Here is a 16,058-nt window from a genome sequence, read left to right on the forward strand (position 1 = left end):
TACTCAGCCTGACAGGGAGGTTGGGCATAAACAACGCAGCGCTCAGTCACTGGTGATCACCAGACATTTAGGGTACAAATAGAGTCATACTCTGACTTGCCAACACCGGGACGTGTTATGACTTTCCTGCTTTACCTCGCCGCTGCACTACTCATTTTGGTCTCACTGGTTCATTCCTATCTGGGTGAGCGCTTTATCCTCATCCGGCTGTTTAAGCGCGATAACCTGCCACAGCTGTTTGGCAGCAGCGATTTTACCATTCGCACGCTGCGTTTTGCCTGGCACCTGACTTCCATTGCCTGGCTGGGGTTTGCTGCACTTTTGCTGGCACTGGCATCACCCGAATTCACACCCGCTATGCTGTTGCAAATCATTGCGGCGACATTCGCGTTACACGCTTTACTGGCGCTGATTTTATCAAGAGGAAAGCACTGGTCGTGGTTATTGTTTGCTGTGGTGAGTGGGCTGCTGGTAATGACCGCAATTCGTTAATCCGTGCCATAAAAAGCACCTCTTGATGGTGCTCTACATATAGTACACGTACAACTGCCTAAAACGTACAGAATCACCTTCCAATACTATAGGATTAGTCAACAGTCTGAATAAACAATGACAACAAGCCATAAACAGGCTCAATGAACATGCGACTAAACTGGGGTGGCGGCCAAACTCCAAACCACAGCGCGGCACGTTAATCGTATTGGGAAGTGGCGCAGGCTATCACATTAGTGAGTTGCTGCAGCACATTCATTATAGCGATGTGATAGTGATCGAACCGCATGCTGAGCAATGGGCGATGACCTGCATGCACAGTAACTTGTATGAAATAGAGCACCTCTGCCAACAACGTAATGGCACTTTCTCTGTACTAAATTGCAATGAATTTGCACACTTTGAACAGGCTTTCCAGCAACTGATAAAACAACACGGTCCACAAATAGTGGCTGATGTCAGTGTATTTAGGCACTATTCACATCCGTTATTTGATCAGATCCTGTCTGAGTTTAAAGCCTGGCGAAACAGTGCTCTGAGTATGTGGGGTTATGTAGAAGACGAATTGATGGGTCTGACGCATACCCAAAGCAATAGCCAGAAACACAGTATTGATAGTCATAGTAATGTGCTGGCAGCCTATAAAGACGTCCCGGTTGTGGTGGTTGGTAACGGTCCGTCACTCGATAAAGACATAGACTATTTGAAATCAGTGCGTGAGCGAGTGCTGATCGCATCCTGCGGTACGGCCTTAAACGCATTACTGCACAACGAGATAGTACCTGATCTGCAAATCGAGATGGAGCGCACGCCAGCCACGTTTTACCTCAAGCAGGCGCAACTGACCGATCCAAGGCTTAACAATGTTGTCTTGGTCGGTTTAAACACCCTCTACCCAACCTTTGTTGATCAGTTTGCCTATCGTCTGCTGTTTGCCAAAGGTAACGATCTGGGTGCCTCTGTGCTTGCTACCAGGGATCCGGCGTTGCAGCCTTTATTTCATTGCAACCCCACAGTAACCAATATGGCCACATCCGCCTTGTGTCGACTCGGTTTTCATCATTTGATCTTGCTCGGCTGTGATTATGGCTATGAAACACCGCAACAACATCACAGCCAGCACTCAGGTTACTTTAACCCCGACAGCGCGCTGTCTCTGGCCAGTTTTGCTGCTGAGTTTAGTGTTCGCGGCAATTTCTGTGATTCGGTCTACACCTCAAGAATTTACAATGAGTCCAGATTAGCCCAGGAAGCGCTTATTCGCACTCAGCCGCAGCTGCGTGTAGATAACGCCAGTCATGGCGCCTATATTCAGGGGGCGCAGAGTATCGCATTGCGAGACATCCCCCTCACTCAACAAAATTTGGACGCCCTCAGGGATACGCTGCATGCCTATGCCAGTGCTCACAAGCCAGGCTCTGTCGACGCGACGACTATGTTAAAAGCCGGCGCTGCGCTGCTCAAACACCTGCAACACACACTCAAGCATTCTCGTTCAATACCTGAGATACAAAGTGCCCTGACAGCAGTGCTTCAGCAATTAAGCAGTCACCCTGAGCTGGCGGTAAGCCATGTTGTACTCAGTGGCTCAATCAAGTACCTGAATTGCCAAGTAGCAAGCCACATCAACCACTTACCAGCAGAAAAAAACCAGGCCTATTACACTGAATTGCAATCCTGCCTGGATGCATTTTGTACAAGCGTTTTAACAAAATTGTCTCTGTGACAATAACCTCCAAAGTAACCATAAGGATAGAAAATGAAATTCAATATTATGACTGTGCTACCTGTTGCACTTGCTGCCACCACCGCAGGCAAATCTATCGCAAATACGGTAGATGCGATTATTGATGGTCAGCAGGCCCCTTATCACGAAACAGGGTTTGAGCAGCAAGCATTTGATGACACGCTGATGGCGAATGATTCATTCGCCGCCAACGACTCTTTTGGTGCAAACGACTCATTTGGCGCAAATGATTCTTTCGGCGGCAGCGATTCAGTTGGTGCGGGTGATTCATCTGGTGCAGGCACTCGCCCTGATGACTTTACGCCATTCCCAACCAACGACACAAACCCTATGAGTGGTGACTTTATCCACCTGGGTGTACTCTACATGGAGATCAAACGCGATCCATTGGGCGACTTCGAGGAGTACCTGCGAGTGTGTGTCAAATCAAGCAGACACATGATCATCGGTGCTAACTCAGCATTCGATTCAAACCAATATTCGCGCAGATACATTATGAAAGGTCACTACGGCAAAGACACGCATGGTGAAAAGTTCCAGGCGTTAAGGCTGAACCTGAATGATTATCAGAGCAATAAACAAGAGCGGATCAGACTGTTAAAAACAGATGCCAGTGCAGGAGAGTACGAGTTTTACGGTACAACCTCACTTAGAAAACAATATCAGGGTGAGATCCGCGCCTACTATAAAGGAGACAGCGCCTACTACAGTGAGTACTGTGCAGACTCCTTAGGTTACGACTACTAAATAGCTCTGTCGACCTTATCTCAGCCTGGGCAACCCTGCCCAGGCTTGTTATCACCTTCAAGCCATTCGTCCTGTCATGTTTTCATCCCGGTTAAACTATTCAACCCCTTTAAAATGATATAATATAACAAACCAAATGCGAGACTGATTGTTTGCTCACTCAGCGCAAGCACTTGCGTCAATAATCAAGGTAAAGAAACCATGCGAAACCTGTCTGAAAGGCTGGACAAATATGCCATTGGCTTATCTGCAATGTGTGTTATGCATTGCTTGTTTGTACCTCTGTTGGTTGCTCTGCTTCCGGCATTTGGTGCGACCTTCCTGTCGGATGAGGCATTTCATCGCTGGCTACTTGTCGGTGTGCTGGTGACCAGCAGTAGCGCGTTATTTTTGGGGTGTAAAAAGCACAATCAGTGGCGCATTCTAGGCTACGGCACCGCAGGTATCGGCGTGTTATTCTTCGCTGCATTTTTTGCCCATGACTTAATGGCTGAGGAAGGGGAAAAGCTGTTGACCATTTTGGGCAGCGTGTTGCTGGTGATAAGCCACTATAAAAACTTTAACTTGTGCCAAACTGGGCGGTGCCACTAACACCGTCTGCATAGCCGCACAGTGCACTCATTGTGCGGCCAAAACCTGAGTAACAATCTCATTCAATTTGCCAGGATCACTCCCCGGGCCAACGACCAGCAATTTACTTCCCGTAACCGGCTCCCCTTTAAAGGGCCTTATCGACACGGCACCATCCGGACACCGCTCAAAGTAGGTGTAATCAGAACTTGTACCAATTTGTGTGCAGCCTTTAACGCGCAGAATGGTCTTGGGAATGCGCTCACACAAAGCCTTAATACTGGCCTCGTCTGGCAAAGCAGGTAACGCCACAGAGCAAGACGACCAGTGAGATTTTTGATGCTCAAATGCATCAAAACTGCCCGATACCGGCGACAGCTCTGGCAGCTGCCAAAGTGCAAGTTCATTGACGCGCAGAATTGTTGCGTGCGGATTCACCTGGTGCAGTTCATCCTTAACAGTCTGTATGCGCGCTTCCGATAAGTCTTTGGTATGTGTGAGCACAATAAGCGAAGAAACCTGAACCTGGTTGGCTTCCAGTAAATTATGTTCACCTCGACGTTGCCAGTTTTTGGCATCGACCACCGCAATTTGTACCGGTGGTTTAAAACGAGTATCCAGCCCCACACCCAAAAACCCCATTAAACGGCAGGCATCGGATGTGCCATTCGCTTCAATCAGGGTGATCCCCTGTTTGCGCTGTGGAATGCGATTAATACTGTCGCGCAATGCCGTGATACCGCTGCAACAAATGCAGCTGCCATCAAGCGGTTTTAGCGCCCCCTCACTCAACTGTCCGGCCAGCTGCCTTGCATCCAGTTCGGCATGCTCATAATCATTGAGGATCACATAGGGGTCCCAGTCGGCTTGCTGAGCCTCAAGTAGCAGGCGTTTTAACAACGTGGTTTTGCCTGCGCCCAAAAATCCCACCAATACAAGGACAGGTTCCATACTTATTTTACTCTCCAGCCACCTACAAGGCAGTCATTGCCTGACATACGCTCGACTATAATCCAGTACGTTAAAACTGTCACACCCCCTGATTAGCTCTTCAGTCAATAAAGTCCAGGGTAAGCAACAGGCGTGTTTCACCCGCTGCGGGTGCCGGAGAACGGTGTACCAGTGCGCCTTGTTCATTGCCAAGCCAGCCGGAGCCTTTTAACAGGGCAACATCGCCGGTATTGAGTTGCTGAATGTCCGAACCACAGCTGTAAATACCCGATTCGTGGTCCTTTTTGCCTTTGCTTCCCAACCCCAGTTTGCTGCGATCCACTTTGTCGTGGGGTAGCCACTGAGAGGCCACGCCACCGAGCGTACTCACCAGCCGACAAGGGATGTGATCAACATGGAATTTAGGACACATGGCTTTATTGAGCAGAGTGAGCCTGAGCCCGGCGCGCTTGAGCTCAAACAACGTACAGAACATATCCACCAGCATTGCCAGGTGAGCGCTCAGCGCTGGCTTATCGGCGAACAAAGCTGATGCGCCGCGCAGCTCGTCTATTGTTTGCTCGGGCGTCAGGGCAATCGACAGCTGCAACTCGCTGGCAGTATTCAATAGATCCGCCACTTCTGAATTAAGTGCTTGGCTCAGCGTACATTGCCAGACGCTCAGGTTGATTTCTTCGCGATAGATATCCGTCAGTATGTTCGGCTCAGAGGATATGGCTGCAAACCGATTGGCCGGGATTGCTGGATTGTCATTGGCGGCTAAAGCATTAGTCATGGTCTTCTCCTACATCTGCGCCTGATTGGTCGCTACTCACAACAAAGGTTACAGTATAACATATCTAAAGATTGTAAGCTGGACAAGGACTACCTGGTGGTAGTCCTTTAGGCGTTGGAGTTAAGGCGCGACGTTCAGTCCGCGGCGCTTAAGCAGCGCTTCGGTGGTTGGCTCTGCGCCACGGAAGGCTTTGTAAGATTCCATCAGGTCGCGGGAGTTACCCACTTCAAGAATATTCTTACGATAGTGCGTACCAATCTTGCGATTGAGTCCACCCTGTGACTGCACATAGGCAAAGGCATCGGCCGCCAGGATCTCACTCCACATGTAGGCATAGTAACCCGCGGAGTAGCCGCCTCCCATTGAGTGCGCAAAGTACGCAGACTTATATCTGGGTGGTACATAATCGATGTTCACGCCATGCTTGCTCAGTGCAGCTTGTTCGAACTCTACCAGATCCTGCAAAGGCGCGTCCGCCGCCAGTGCGTGCCACTCCATATCCAGCAGCGCTGCCGCTACATATTCCAGTGTATCAAAGCCCATATTGAAACTGCGGCTGGCAATGACTTTGCTCAGCAGGGCCTGTGGGATCGCTTCTCCGGTTTGATAATGTTTGGCATAGTTCTGAATGACTTCCGGGTGAATTGCCCAGTCTTCTTCAAACGTTGACGGGAACTCCACAAAATCCCGGGATACAGACGTCCCCGCTAAGCTGCGGTAAGTTACCTGAGACAGCATGCCGTGCAGACCATGGCCCAATTCGTGGAACATGGTAGTCGCTTCGGAGTAACTCAGTAATGTTGGCTGCCCTTCTGGCGCTTTTTCGATGTTCATCACATTGATAACAACCGGGCGTTGTTTGTCCAGACCGGATTGTTGTACAAACGAGCTCATCCAGGCGCCACCGCGTTTACCGTCGCGAGCAAAGTAGTCGGCCATAAACAGTGCCAGGCTGGTGCCATCGGCATCAAAGACTTCATAGGCTTTCACATCCGGGTGGTAAACCGGAATGTCATTGCGTGGCTTGAAGGTTACGCCATACAAACGCTCCATGGTAAAAAACAGGCCATCTTCCAGTACGCGATTAAATTCAAAGTAGGCTTTAACCTCAGACTCATCCAGGTCGAACTTATCCTGACGAACCTTGTCGGCATAGTACAACCAGTCCCAGGCCTGTAGCTCAAAGTCGCCGCCCGTAGCGCGAATTTTATCTTTGATGGCCTGTGCTTCGGCTTCCACGTTTTTCAACAGCGCAGGCACCATGCTGGCAAACATGTCATACACTGCCGTGGGTGTTTTGGCCATTTGCTCATCCAGGCCATAATGCGCCCAGCTCTCATAGCCTAGTAGCGCCGCCTTTTTTGCTCTGAGCTGTGCCAGCTGAGCGACAATTTCACGATTGTTGTTTTCACCTTTTAAACCACGATAAGCAGATGCGCGCCATACTTGCTCACGTAACTGACGGTCTTCGAGCTTAGCCAGAATAGGCTGTCGAGTGGTATTGGTAATTTTGATCAGATACTGTCCCGGATGCCCGGCTTGTTCAGCCGCTTGTGCCAGCTGCGCGATGTGTGCATCTGTCAGGCCTGCCAGTTTAGCTTTGTCTTCAACCAGTACCACATTGCTCTTAGACAGTGCCAGCAGGTGCTGCGAGAACTGCGTGGTCAACGACGACAAAGCCGCATTGATCTCACGGATCTCTGTTTGTTGCGCGTCCGTCAGCTTGGCACCCGCCCTAACAAATTGCTTGTAATAGACTTCTGTCAGGCGTTTTTCTTCTGCGCTGAGATTAAGCGCATTACGCTGCCCGTAAACCTGGGCCACGCGCTCGTACAAAGCTTTATTCAGGTAGATGTTGTCGTAGTGACCGGCCAGTTTGGGCGCCAGTTCAGACTGCAGTGCCCGGCGCTCTGGATTAGAGTCGGTGCCTGACAGGTTAAAGAATATCGCCTGGGTCCGCTTTAGTAATTCACCACTTCGCTCCAGCGCAACAATGGTATTACTAAAACTGGCAGGATCAGTTTGGCTGATAATCGCATTCACTTCAGTCATTTGCTCAGCCATGCCCTGCTCAAATGCCGGCGCGAAGTGTGCGTCGCTGATGGTATTAAAATCCGGTGATTGATATTGCAATGTGCTCGATACCAGTAGTGGGTTGCCTTCAGTTACCGTCGCAGAGGCTGCGCCTTTTTGCAAGCCTGAAGTACGATCCCCGCCCGTGCAGGCCGTTACAAGTAAGGCGGAACTCACCGCCAGTGCTAGCAACTTTTTCATCGTTGTTTCTCTCATCTGTAAAATAGAACGAATATGTTATAATATAACAAAACAATCAACAATCTTTGTTGCGCTAAACAGGCCCATATGTGAGTTGGGTACGCAATAAAAAGCGCGCGAAATATCAATTGGGCCTGCGTCGTGGCCCAGCGCAGCAGCCTTAAGTTTTTGTTTATCTGTATAATTAATCAGGATACCAATGGCACGCTTAATAAAACACGCCACCTTAGTGAATGAAGGTAAGCTTTACATTTCAGATCTCAGAATTGAAAACCAGGTTATTGCTGAAATTGGCCCGGATTTATCCGCCAAACCCAGTGAAGAAGTCATTGATGCTCAGGGCATGTGGCTACTGCCCGGCATGATAGACGATCAGGTACATTTCAGAGAACCGGGCCTTACGCATAAAGGCTCCATTGCCAGCGAATCAGCGGCCGCCGTTGCCGGCGGGATCACCAGTTTTATGGAAATGCCCAATGTCTCCCCTTCCACAACGACCCGCCAGGCCCTCGCAGACAAACAAGCCATTGCACAGCGAGATTCAGTCGCAAACTATGCCTTTTACCTGGGCGCTACGCCCGATAACTTAGATGAGATCAAAGCCGTTGACCCACAATCCGTGTGCGGGGTTAAAGTGTTTATGGGTGCCTCAACCGGCGATTTGCTGGTGGAGCACCCCGCAGCCCTGGATGCAATTTTCAGAGAGTGTCCCACACTGATTGCGACGCACTGTGAGCAAGGTTCAGTGATCCAGCAAAATAATGCACGCATTGAGCAACAATACGGCACACCGCAAATCATCCATCACCCGATGATCCGCGATGACGAAGCCTGCTATCAGTCGTCTTCTTATGCCGTGGCGCTTGCTAAAAAATACCATACCCAGCTGCATGTGTTGCACTTAACCACGGCAAAAGAGCTGAGCTTATTCAGCAGCGCCCCTTTGGCAGAAAAGCACATCACGGCCGAGGCCTGTGTTCATCATTTATGGTTTAACGAACAAGATTATCCAGCGCTTGGCAATCTGATCAAATGTAACCCGGCCATTAAAGCCGAATCCGACCGGCTTGCTTTGCTAAAAGCTTTGCATGACGGACGCATTGATATCATTGCCACCGATCATGCCCCGCATACCTGGCAAGAAAAAAACGTGCCCTACCCGCAAGCCCCGGCAGGCCTGCCACTGGTTGAACATGCCTTGCTAACCCTTTTGGAGCAGGTTAAACGCGGCGCAATGACACTTGAACAGGTGGTCGAGAAAACCGCACATAATGTTGCAACCCGCTTTGCCATCAACAAGCGGGGTTTCCTCAAGGAAGGGTATTTTGCCGATCTGGTTTTAATTGATCCAACTCGCTCAACCTACGTACATCACGAACAAACCCGCTACCTGTGTAAGTGGAGTCCGTTTCATAACACCACTTTCTCTCATCAGATCTGCGCCACCTTTGTAAATGGCGAACTGGTATTTGATGGTGACAAGGTCAACACACGTCACAATGCCGCACAGGCATTACGTTTTAACCGTTAAGTGAGAGTCATAAACCATGATGCAACTCCCCGATATTGCGAGCCATTTTGAGCCAGACAGCCAGAGCCCATTAAAGTGGGTTGGGATGGAAAAAATTGCCCTACCCATGCAGGTGCGCTGCGATCAGATCAGCGTCAACATCAACACGCTTATGGACGTTTTTGTCAGCCTGGATACAGGTGCAAAAGGTATCCATATGTCACGTCTATACCTGCTTGCCAACCAAGCATTGGTGGGGACAGAACTCACTTTCGCACAGCTCGACAAGGTACTCAAAGAGATAGTCGCGTCTCAACAGGGTCTCAGTCAGTCTGCCAAGTTAGTACTGAAGTTTGAGCTGCCATTGAACAGACCGGCTCTGAAAAGCAGCTACAGCGGCTACAATGCTTATCCGATAGAGTTGCACTGTGAGCACCTTGCAGGTAAAACCCACTGCAAGCTCATCAGTACCATTACCTACAGCAGTACTTGCCCGTGCTCAGCGGCTTTGTCTCGCCAGTTACTAAGCGAGACAGTGGCACAGCAATTTGCCGGTCATGACAACATAGATAAAGCTCAGCTGCTGGAATGGCTGAAAGGACCGCACGGCTCTGTCGCAACACCACACAGCCAGCGCTCTTATGCCTATATCGAAGCCGACCTGGCTGGCGGTCACTTGCCGGATCTGGCGCACTGGCTTGCACTGTTTGAAGAAACGCTGGCAACACCAGTACAAACGGCGGTGAAACGCGAAGATGAGCAGGCATTTGCAGCACTGAACGCACAAAACCTGATGTTTTGTGAAGACGCGGCAAGGCGTATTAAAGCAACGCTGGAGTCCATTTCAGAGGTGGCGGACTACCAGTTTAAAGTGGAGCATCAGGAAAGTTTACATGCCCACAATGCGGTCGTTTACGACCGAAAATCTTAAGAAAAGCGACACACCCAGGCTGCGGGCTGCCTGGGTGTTTTTCCAATGCTACAGAGCGTGTTCACCTATCCCCTTCTGAACCCTGTACCGCTATTCAGACTAGATATCTGCTCCCGTTTCGAGCTCAGCTCACTTAATAACATTAAAAATAGCACTTTGGGCTTATAAAATGCTGCATGCTGCCGTTATTATAGGCGTAATGTCATAAACAAGGAATGATATGAAAGTGACCAACTATGGCGCTCAGCCTGTGCTGTCGCCCACCCCAGTGCAGCCACAAGCCGATACATTAACGCCCTCAGACCCTTCATCTACGCATGACTGGCATGCAAACATCACGGGCAATGCACACCCTTTAATGCAAAAGCCGCAGCAGGTCTTGTTAGATACAAGCTTGTTGCAGAAGGCACAACTCAACGAGCAGGGCGAAGTGATAGCATACAGTGAATTGAACTCGCCGGAGCAGGTAGAGCAATTTATGGCGGTGTTTAACCAATTGTCCACCCACCATCAGGAAAAACTGCGTTTTATTGCGGTAGATGAGTCCTTTTTAACGATGACACAGTCGCTGGATACGGCGCATGTTGAAATGCTGGTAGACAGTGCTTTTGAACTCAGCGAACAACAAAGGGGTCAGTACCAGACCGATTATGGTGTGGTCTCAGACTACCTTCATGATTTGTCGACTCTGTCGGAAGAAAAACGCATTACGACCCTTGAGATCAATGCCCAGTTAATTGACAAAGGTGCTCAGGAAACCTGGGCAAGATGGCAGGATGGGCGCTATTCATTGGCATCAAAGGCAGGTTATAGCGCGGATGAGCCACGGCGTCAGAAACCGGGGTCTTACAATGCACACGAAGCCTACCTGCATCACCAACGCCTGGGTGGTCAGATGGTCACGCAACTGGGCAAAGCAGCGCAAACATTGTCGGCAGATGAACTTAAGGTATTGCAGGAGAGAATAGCCACCAGTGACTATGCCACAACACGTGGTATGGTCGATATGGCGGCGCTGGTCGAAGATAATCAGCGCGAGTCGCTGATGTCATTGCTAACACAACAAGCCGAAGATACCCAGGCGGTTTTTTCATTGTTTGGTGAGCAGTCAGATTTATATCAGTTTACCGAGTTTTATTCACATGATGAGCGCAGCGACAACGAACTCTATTACTTTTATACTGCCAAAGTTGACAGCGAAGCCAGTCGCACTAATTTACTCAGCAGCATGTTGTCGTTTTACAATCAACACGGTGCCAAACAGCTCAATCAGGCGGCTGACCTGTTGCGGCAACAGCCTGCACAAGAACGTACGGCGTTGTGGCTTGAGTGGGATAAGGAACGGAGCAATAATAAAGCAAGTATGCTGGATGACTTGGTCGACAAACTTGAGGAAGGTAAGACAAGAACCGCTGAGCGACAGGCTGCCCAATGGGCACAGATCCGGGATAATTTTGAACCGCATTTTGACACCTTCGACACCAGCCAGTTCAGGGTGTTTCACTACAGTGAAATTGAAACACCAAAAAAGCACCAGCCAGCATCACCAGAAGCATTGCAGGCGCTGATTGAACGCCGTGGCTATCCTTCACGGTACGAGCAAGCGGTTGCAGAGCACACTCCCGACAATCTACCAGCTAAATGAACATGGTGCGCAACAATGAGTTTGTAGATAAAGCAGGTGAGCGCTTTTGTATGCGCACTGAGCTGACCGGTGATGTCGGTGAGTAGTTTTTGCCACAACGATGCAGTGCTCTGCCAGACGGTGCGCAAGTGCATTTACATGGCAATGAAAAAACCAAAGTCAAATCCAGGCTGACAGTCACCGATTGAAAAACGGGTAACTGTCAGGTCAGTCTGAGCTAGTACATTTAACGGTTAGAGGCGGGTAAATCTCATCTCCCAGTTGGTTTCCCAGCTTTCACCGCCATCTTTGGAAAAAGCCTGTGCCCAGGTCGGTTGTTCCGGATTAGTGGCATCCCAGATAAAGCGCACTTTAATGGCTTCGCCGTGATATTCCTCGTCGGCATAAAAGCGCCCTACGCCATCTTGAAACTCCCCCACCACAGGCGTATCCATCACCCCTGGGTTGCGCCCGTCCAGCCACCAGATTGACCACTGGCCGGTACGCTCGTTATATGAACGAATCGCCTTTGCCCGTACAGAGCCCTCTGGAAAATGCAGGTGGTTGTCTTCCACATTGCCTAATCCGCCGAGCGTGTTGAGCGTTGATGACTCCCCTTTGAACTCTATCCACTCATCGCCGCCATTGAGTATGTCCTTCAGGCGGCGGTGCTGTACCGACCACTGGCCAATCATAAAATCGAAGTCGCCGGGTGCGCCTGGTGCGTTGGTTTGAAGCATCATCATCCCTTATTTCATTATCTTAATTGCACACTACTCTAGCAGTGGTGCTGTATAAGTAAACAGTGTATTTATAACGAAATCTCGACATTTTCAGACATCACAGTGACTGATTTAGGCTCGGCGGCAAATGCCAGTAAACGGCCTATTAGCCAGCTGAATACTTCGCTCTGACCACTTAGCTCGCATTCACCGTCACATACACTCTGCAACAGCCGCTGAACATTCGTGTCTGTCAGTGCAACAACAGCCTCTGACGTCAAGAAATGTATGCGGCATATGGGTAACTGCGCCATGATTTTACTGTCCGTGCTAACAGTGCCCTGCAACAAAGCCAGCGTATGTCTGCTGCCCGGTGTGCTGATCTCCAATTGTAAGTCAGGCGCTTTGCCGGGCTGCGCCTTTTGCCAACGTTGCAGATAGGCCAAAAATGTAGCCCACCAGTTATCCAGTTTAGTTGCCTCAACCGAATGCTTTGATTCAGGTGTTGAGGGCCTGCTTAACACGGCATCTACCTCTTGTACGGCGTCTTGCAGCGCCACCAGCGTCGCATCCACATCAATTTTGGTGTGCGCAGCAGAGCAGATAAAACGCAACCGCCCGCGGCCGGTTTCGACTATCGGATAAGTCACGGCTGAGGCCTGAATACCCTTTTCAAACAAACGCTGCACGATTGCATACAGCCTGTCTTTGTCGCCAAAATGTGGGGTCACTATTGGCCCATCCCCACTGCCCAAATCAAACCCGGCAGCACTGAATTGGGTCCGCATATAACGGGCGGTGTCCCACAACCGTTCACGCAGTGAGTCATCCTCACGGAGCCGCTGCAGTGCCGCAAGCGCCGCGGCAATGTCTGCCGGACTCACTGAAGCCTGAAAGATATAGGCCCTGGACGAGGCCTTTAACAGCTCAACATACTCCGCACTGGTCGCAATCACACCACCCAGACTACCGAGCGATTTGCTCAGTGTGGTCATGATAAAGTCAACCTCGTCGCTTACCCCCTGCTCAGCGCAGATCCCGGCGCCACACTCACCATAAAACCCAAAGGAGTGCGCTTCATCAACCAGTACCAGTGCCTGATAACGTTTAGCCGTGCGAACGATCTCGGCCACAGGCGCGGCGCCCTCTCCCATGCTGTACACGCCTTCGATAACCACCAATACGGTGCGATAGGGAGAGGCCTCAGTCTCAAGCACCGAGGCCAGATCGTTAACGTCATTGTGTTTAAAGGTGCGTACTTTAGCACCGCATAACCGTGCGCCATCAACGATGGAGGCATGGCATAGCTGATCGATGACCACCACATCGTTTTCACCCAGTAATCCCGCTACCGCACCGACATTGGCGGTATAGCCCGTTGGAAATAAACAGGCGGCGGGCTTTCCCACCAGGCTGGCAAACTCTTGTTCAAACGCCACATGCAGATCCGTTAACCCAGACGCCGCCGCAGAAGTGCCCATGCCAGTGCCAAACTCAGTCACGGCCTGACGCGCAGCGTCAATGACCGCAGCATCCCGATTTAGTCCCAGGTATAAGTTGGTGGTCCAGATAATCGCCTCACGGGTATCGCTGTGCCGGGCATCGGCGACCGTACCGCGCGTACCACTTCCAGTACGCAGCACCTTACTATAAGGATTAGCGCGACGCTTACTCACCATCTGAGTGGCGGCCTGAACTAGCTTGCTTTTATCCGCGGTTGACCACGACGCGGCCTTGGCCAAAGCAAAAGGGGGATGACTGGCGCGCAATTGAAATTGCAGCTCTTCAAGCGTATCGCGAAGCGGGCTCTGCTGGGCCGTTAATGAGCCACCAGCGTTTAAACTCAGCAGATGCTGAGCCAGACACTGAGGCGTATTAAACTCATAAATAGCCTGCACGGAGCAAGCCACATTCAGTACATTGCTCAGACGATTACTCAACTCCAGCGTCGTTAATGAGTCCAGCCCTGCCTGCTCAAAGGTTTGCGACAACACAGCATCAGCGTCATAGCCAAGCAAAGTACTTAGCTCATCACAGATCATCTCTATTGCTGCCTGTTCAGAATCGCCAGTGTTGCATGACTCCCGTGGTTCTCGAACCTGCGATATATCAGGTAAACGACTGCGATCCAGCTTGCCATTGGGCAGATAAGGTAATGCATCAACAAAGCAAACATTACTTGGAACCATATGATTTGGCAGATGACGGGCCACAAAGGATAAAATCACATCCGGGCTGAGCACTTCCCCCTGCTGAAAGACAACACAAGCATGTAATCTGGCCTGCCGGCTTTCTCCCTCCAACACCTTCACAGCGGCCGCTGCGATCCCCGGCATAGTACACAGCACCGTTTCGATTTCTTCCAGCTCAATGCGAAAGCCACGGATTTTAACCTGCTGATCCACCCGGGATATAAAGCGCAATTCGCCATGTTTGGTCCACTGACACACATCACCGGTTTTATATAAGCGCGACTCTTCAATGCCACTATCTGGTGCTGGGGTAACAAAGCGCGCATCTGTGCGCGGTTTATCAAACAGGTAACCCGCCGCCAGCTTGTCTCCTGCAAGGTAAAGCTCACCCGCCTCGCCCTCGGCAACCGGCTGCAGGTCTTTATCCAGCACGTAAGCGCGGGTATTTGCCACAGGCTTACCAATGGTGATTTCAACCATGTCCGGGTGCAGTTGTGCAGCCGTCGAAAAAACCGTGTCTTCGGTTGGACCATAGACATTGATCACCCGCAGGCCAGGCTGCTGATTATACACTTGTTTAACCAGTGCGGGACTGAGCACCTCGCCACCAAAAATCACACAACGCAACGTTTTGGGCAGCGTATAGCCACTGAGTATGGCCCGGATGGCTGAGGGCACAGCAATACAGGTTCTGACCTTATCTATGCGCTGTAAATCAGGTAATGCCAGAATGTTTTTTGCCAGCACCACCGTACCACCGAGCAAAAGCGTGCCGATGATTTCCATCACTGATGGGTCAAAACACACCGAGGTGGCGGCCAGCACACCGCTCAGCTCTTCCTCACAAAGTAACTCGCCCATGGCCGTGCACATCGCCAGAACATTGCTTTGTGTGACCGCCACCCCTTTTGGCTCACCTGTCGACCCCGAGGTGTAAATCACATAAGCCAGTGCTTGTGGCTCACATTCAGGCGCTGACAGAGACAATGGCTCATCGTTTATATCAGCCAGCAAAATGTGTGTACTCGCTCTTTGACATAACTCGGCTGACGCACTGCCATCCACAATCACCGCCGCAGCTTTACTGTGCGCCAGCATATAGTCAATCCGGGCACGCGGATAAGCCGGATCCAGCGGCACGTAAGCGCAACCCGCTCTGAGCACACCGAGCAAAGTGGCTACCAGCTCCCAGCTGCGCTCCATACACACACCTACCAATGCACCGGGCACAATGCCGCTGTTTGCCAGTTTAGCGGCAATTGCCTCTGCGCGGTGTAACAATCGCTGATAACTTATTTCCTGTGTGCCATCGATCAGGGCAGTTTTGTTAGGGTGAATTTGTACCCGAGCGGTAAATGAAGCGAAGACTGAATCGTGCTCAGGCTGCACATCATTCGTTGTGCTTATACCTTGCGAGTGCATTTGCTTAGGTGAGGCGAACGAGTCCGGTACGTGGCTCATAATTATTTCCTTTGTTGTTATTATCAGGCTGGTCGATATTTAATCGGACACTGAATGAGTCA

12 protein-coding genes are annotated in these 16,058 nt (G+C 50.6%); 7 read left to right on the forward strand and 5 right to left on the reverse strand.

Annotated elements, in window-relative coordinates; genetic code table 11:
• Positions 1 to 117: 117 nt before the first annotated feature.
• The 4 genes from TW77_RS10980 to TW77_RS10995 all read left to right on the forward strand — a co-directional run bounded on the left by TW77_RS10980 (position 118) and on the right by TW77_RS10995 (position 3,577).
• Positions 118 to 492 carry a hypothetical protein gene (locus TW77_RS10980; RefSeq protein ID WP_046005022.1) on the forward strand — a complete coding sequence of 125 codons (375 nt, stop codon included), beginning with the start codon at positions 118 to 120 and terminating at the stop codon, positions 490 to 492.
• Between the two features lie 130 nt (positions 493 to 622).
• Positions 623 to 2,218, forward strand: a complete 1,596-nt coding sequence (locus TW77_RS10985; protein ID WP_342626730.1) for a motility associated factor glycosyltransferase family protein — start codon at positions 623 to 625, stop codon at positions 2,216 to 2,218.
• A 33-nt stretch (positions 2,219 to 2,251) separates the two neighbouring features.
• Positions 2,252 to 2,986, forward strand: coding sequence for a hypothetical protein (locus TW77_RS10990; RefSeq protein ID WP_046005024.1), 735 nt, complete (start codon positions 2,252 to 2,254; stop codon positions 2,984 to 2,986).
• 201 nt (positions 2,987 to 3,187) lie between these two features.
• The gene (locus tag TW77_RS10995; RefSeq protein WP_046005025.1) at positions 3,188 to 3,577 is read left to right on the forward strand and encodes a MerC domain-containing protein; all 390 of its coding nucleotides are present in this window, start codon (positions 3,188 to 3,190) and stop codon (positions 3,575 to 3,577) included.
• A gap of 27 nt (positions 3,578 to 3,604) precedes the next feature.
• Here TW77_RS10995 and TW77_RS11000 read toward each other — a convergent pair whose 3' ends face one another.
• The 3 genes from TW77_RS11000 to TW77_RS11010 all read right to left on the reverse strand — a co-directional run bounded on the left by TW77_RS11000 (position 3,605) and on the right by TW77_RS11010 (position 7,556).
• On the reverse strand, positions 3,605 to 4,507 hold the full coding sequence (locus TW77_RS11000) for a GTP-binding protein (RefSeq protein ID WP_046005026.1): 903 nt from the start codon (positions 4,505 to 4,507) through the stop codon (positions 3,605 to 3,607).
• 100 nt (positions 4,508 to 4,607) lie between these two features.
• The gene (locus tag TW77_RS11005) at positions 4,608 to 5,282 is read right to left on the reverse strand and encodes a DUF1826 domain-containing protein (RefSeq protein ID WP_046005027.1); all 675 of its coding nucleotides are present in this window, start codon (positions 5,280 to 5,282) and stop codon (positions 4,608 to 4,610) included.
• Positions 5,283 to 5,402: 120 nt separating this feature from the next.
• Positions 5,403 to 7,556 carry a M3 family metallopeptidase gene (locus tag TW77_RS11010; protein ID WP_046005028.1) on the reverse strand — a complete coding sequence of 718 codons (2,154 nt, stop codon included), beginning with the start codon at positions 7,554 to 7,556 and terminating at the stop codon, positions 5,403 to 5,405.
• A gap of 199 nt (positions 7,557 to 7,755) precedes the next feature.
• Here TW77_RS11010 and TW77_RS11015 point away from each other — a divergent pair, with 199 nt between their 5' ends.
• From TW77_RS11015 to TW77_RS11025, 3 genes are all read left to right on the forward strand, one after another.
• Entirely contained in the window at positions 7,756 to 9,087 is a 1,332-nt protein-coding gene (locus TW77_RS11015; protein ID WP_046005029.1) for a dihydroorotase, read from the forward strand.
• A 16-nt stretch (positions 9,088 to 9,103) separates the two neighbouring features.
• Positions 9,104 to 9,997, forward strand: a complete 894-nt coding sequence (gene folE2 / locus TW77_RS11020) for a GTP cyclohydrolase FolE2 (RefSeq protein ID WP_046005030.1) — start codon at positions 9,104 to 9,106, stop codon at positions 9,995 to 9,997.
• A gap of 220 nt (positions 9,998 to 10,217) precedes the next feature.
• Positions 10,218 to 11,642, forward strand: coding sequence for a hypothetical protein (locus TW77_RS11025; protein ID WP_046005031.1), 1,425 nt, complete (start codon positions 10,218 to 10,220; stop codon positions 11,640 to 11,642).
• A 233-nt stretch (positions 11,643 to 11,875) separates the two neighbouring features.
• On the opposite strand, the gene TW77_RS11030 is transcribed toward TW77_RS11025, so the two are convergent.
• Both TW77_RS11030 and TW77_RS11035 read right to left on the reverse strand, forming a co-directional pair.
• Positions 11,876 to 12,367, reverse strand: a complete 492-nt coding sequence (locus TW77_RS11030; protein WP_046005032.1) for a hypothetical protein — start codon at positions 12,365 to 12,367, stop codon at positions 11,876 to 11,878.
• A gap of 65 nt (positions 12,368 to 12,432) precedes the next feature.
• Complete coding sequence (locus TW77_RS11035; protein ID WP_046005033.1) at positions 12,433 to 15,996, reverse strand: amino acid adenylation domain-containing protein; 3,564 nt, start codon at positions 15,994 to 15,996, stop codon at positions 12,433 to 12,435.
• Positions 15,997 to 16,058: the final 62 nt, after the last annotated feature.

The sequence above is a fragment of the Pseudoalteromonas rubra genome, from assembly GCF_000967655.1.
Taxonomy (GTDB): Bacteria; Pseudomonadota; Gammaproteobacteria; order Enterobacterales; family Alteromonadaceae; genus Pseudoalteromonas; species Pseudoalteromonas rubra_A.

What these genes read in the sequence shown, in the direction of transcription:
- TW77_RS10980 (WP_046005022.1), top strand. Translation starts at nt 118, where the DNA reads ATGACTTTCCTGCTTTACCTCGCCGCTGCACTACTCATTTTGGTCTCA.
- TW77_RS10990 (WP_046005024.1), top strand. Translation starts at nt 2,252, where the DNA reads ATGAAATTCAATATTATGACTGTGCTACCTGTTGCACTTGCTGCCACC.
- TW77_RS10995 (WP_046005025.1), top strand. Translation starts at nt 3,188, where the DNA reads ATGCGAAACCTGTCTGAAAGGCTGGACAAATATGCCATTGGCTTATCT.
- TW77_RS11000 (WP_046005026.1), bottom strand. Translation starts at nt 4,507, where the DNA reads ATGGAACCTGTCCTTGTATTGGTGGGATTTTTGGGCGCAGGCAAAACC.
- TW77_RS11005 (WP_046005027.1), bottom strand. Translation starts at nt 5,282, where the DNA reads ATGACTAATGCTTTAGCCGCCAATGACAATCCAGCAATCCCGGCCAAT.
- TW77_RS11010 (WP_046005028.1), bottom strand. Translation starts at nt 7,556, where the DNA reads ATGAAAAAGTTGCTAGCACTGGCGGTGAGTTCCGCCTTACTTGTAACG.
- TW77_RS11015 (WP_046005029.1), top strand. Translation starts at nt 7,756, where the DNA reads ATGGCACGCTTAATAAAACACGCCACCTTAGTGAATGAAGGTAAGCTT.
- folE2 (WP_046005030.1), top strand. Translation starts at nt 9,104, where the DNA reads ATGATGCAACTCCCCGATATTGCGAGCCATTTTGAGCCAGACAGCCAG.
- TW77_RS11025 (WP_046005031.1), top strand. Translation starts at nt 10,218, where the DNA reads ATGAAAGTGACCAACTATGGCGCTCAGCCTGTGCTGTCGCCCACCCCA.
- TW77_RS11030 (WP_046005032.1), bottom strand. Translation starts at nt 12,367, where the DNA reads ATGATGATGCTTCAAACCAACGCACCAGGCGCACCCGGCGACTTCGAT.
- TW77_RS11035 (WP_046005033.1), bottom strand. Translation starts at nt 15,996, where the DNA reads ATGAGCCACGTACCGGACTCGTTCGCCTCACCTAAGCAAATGCACTCG.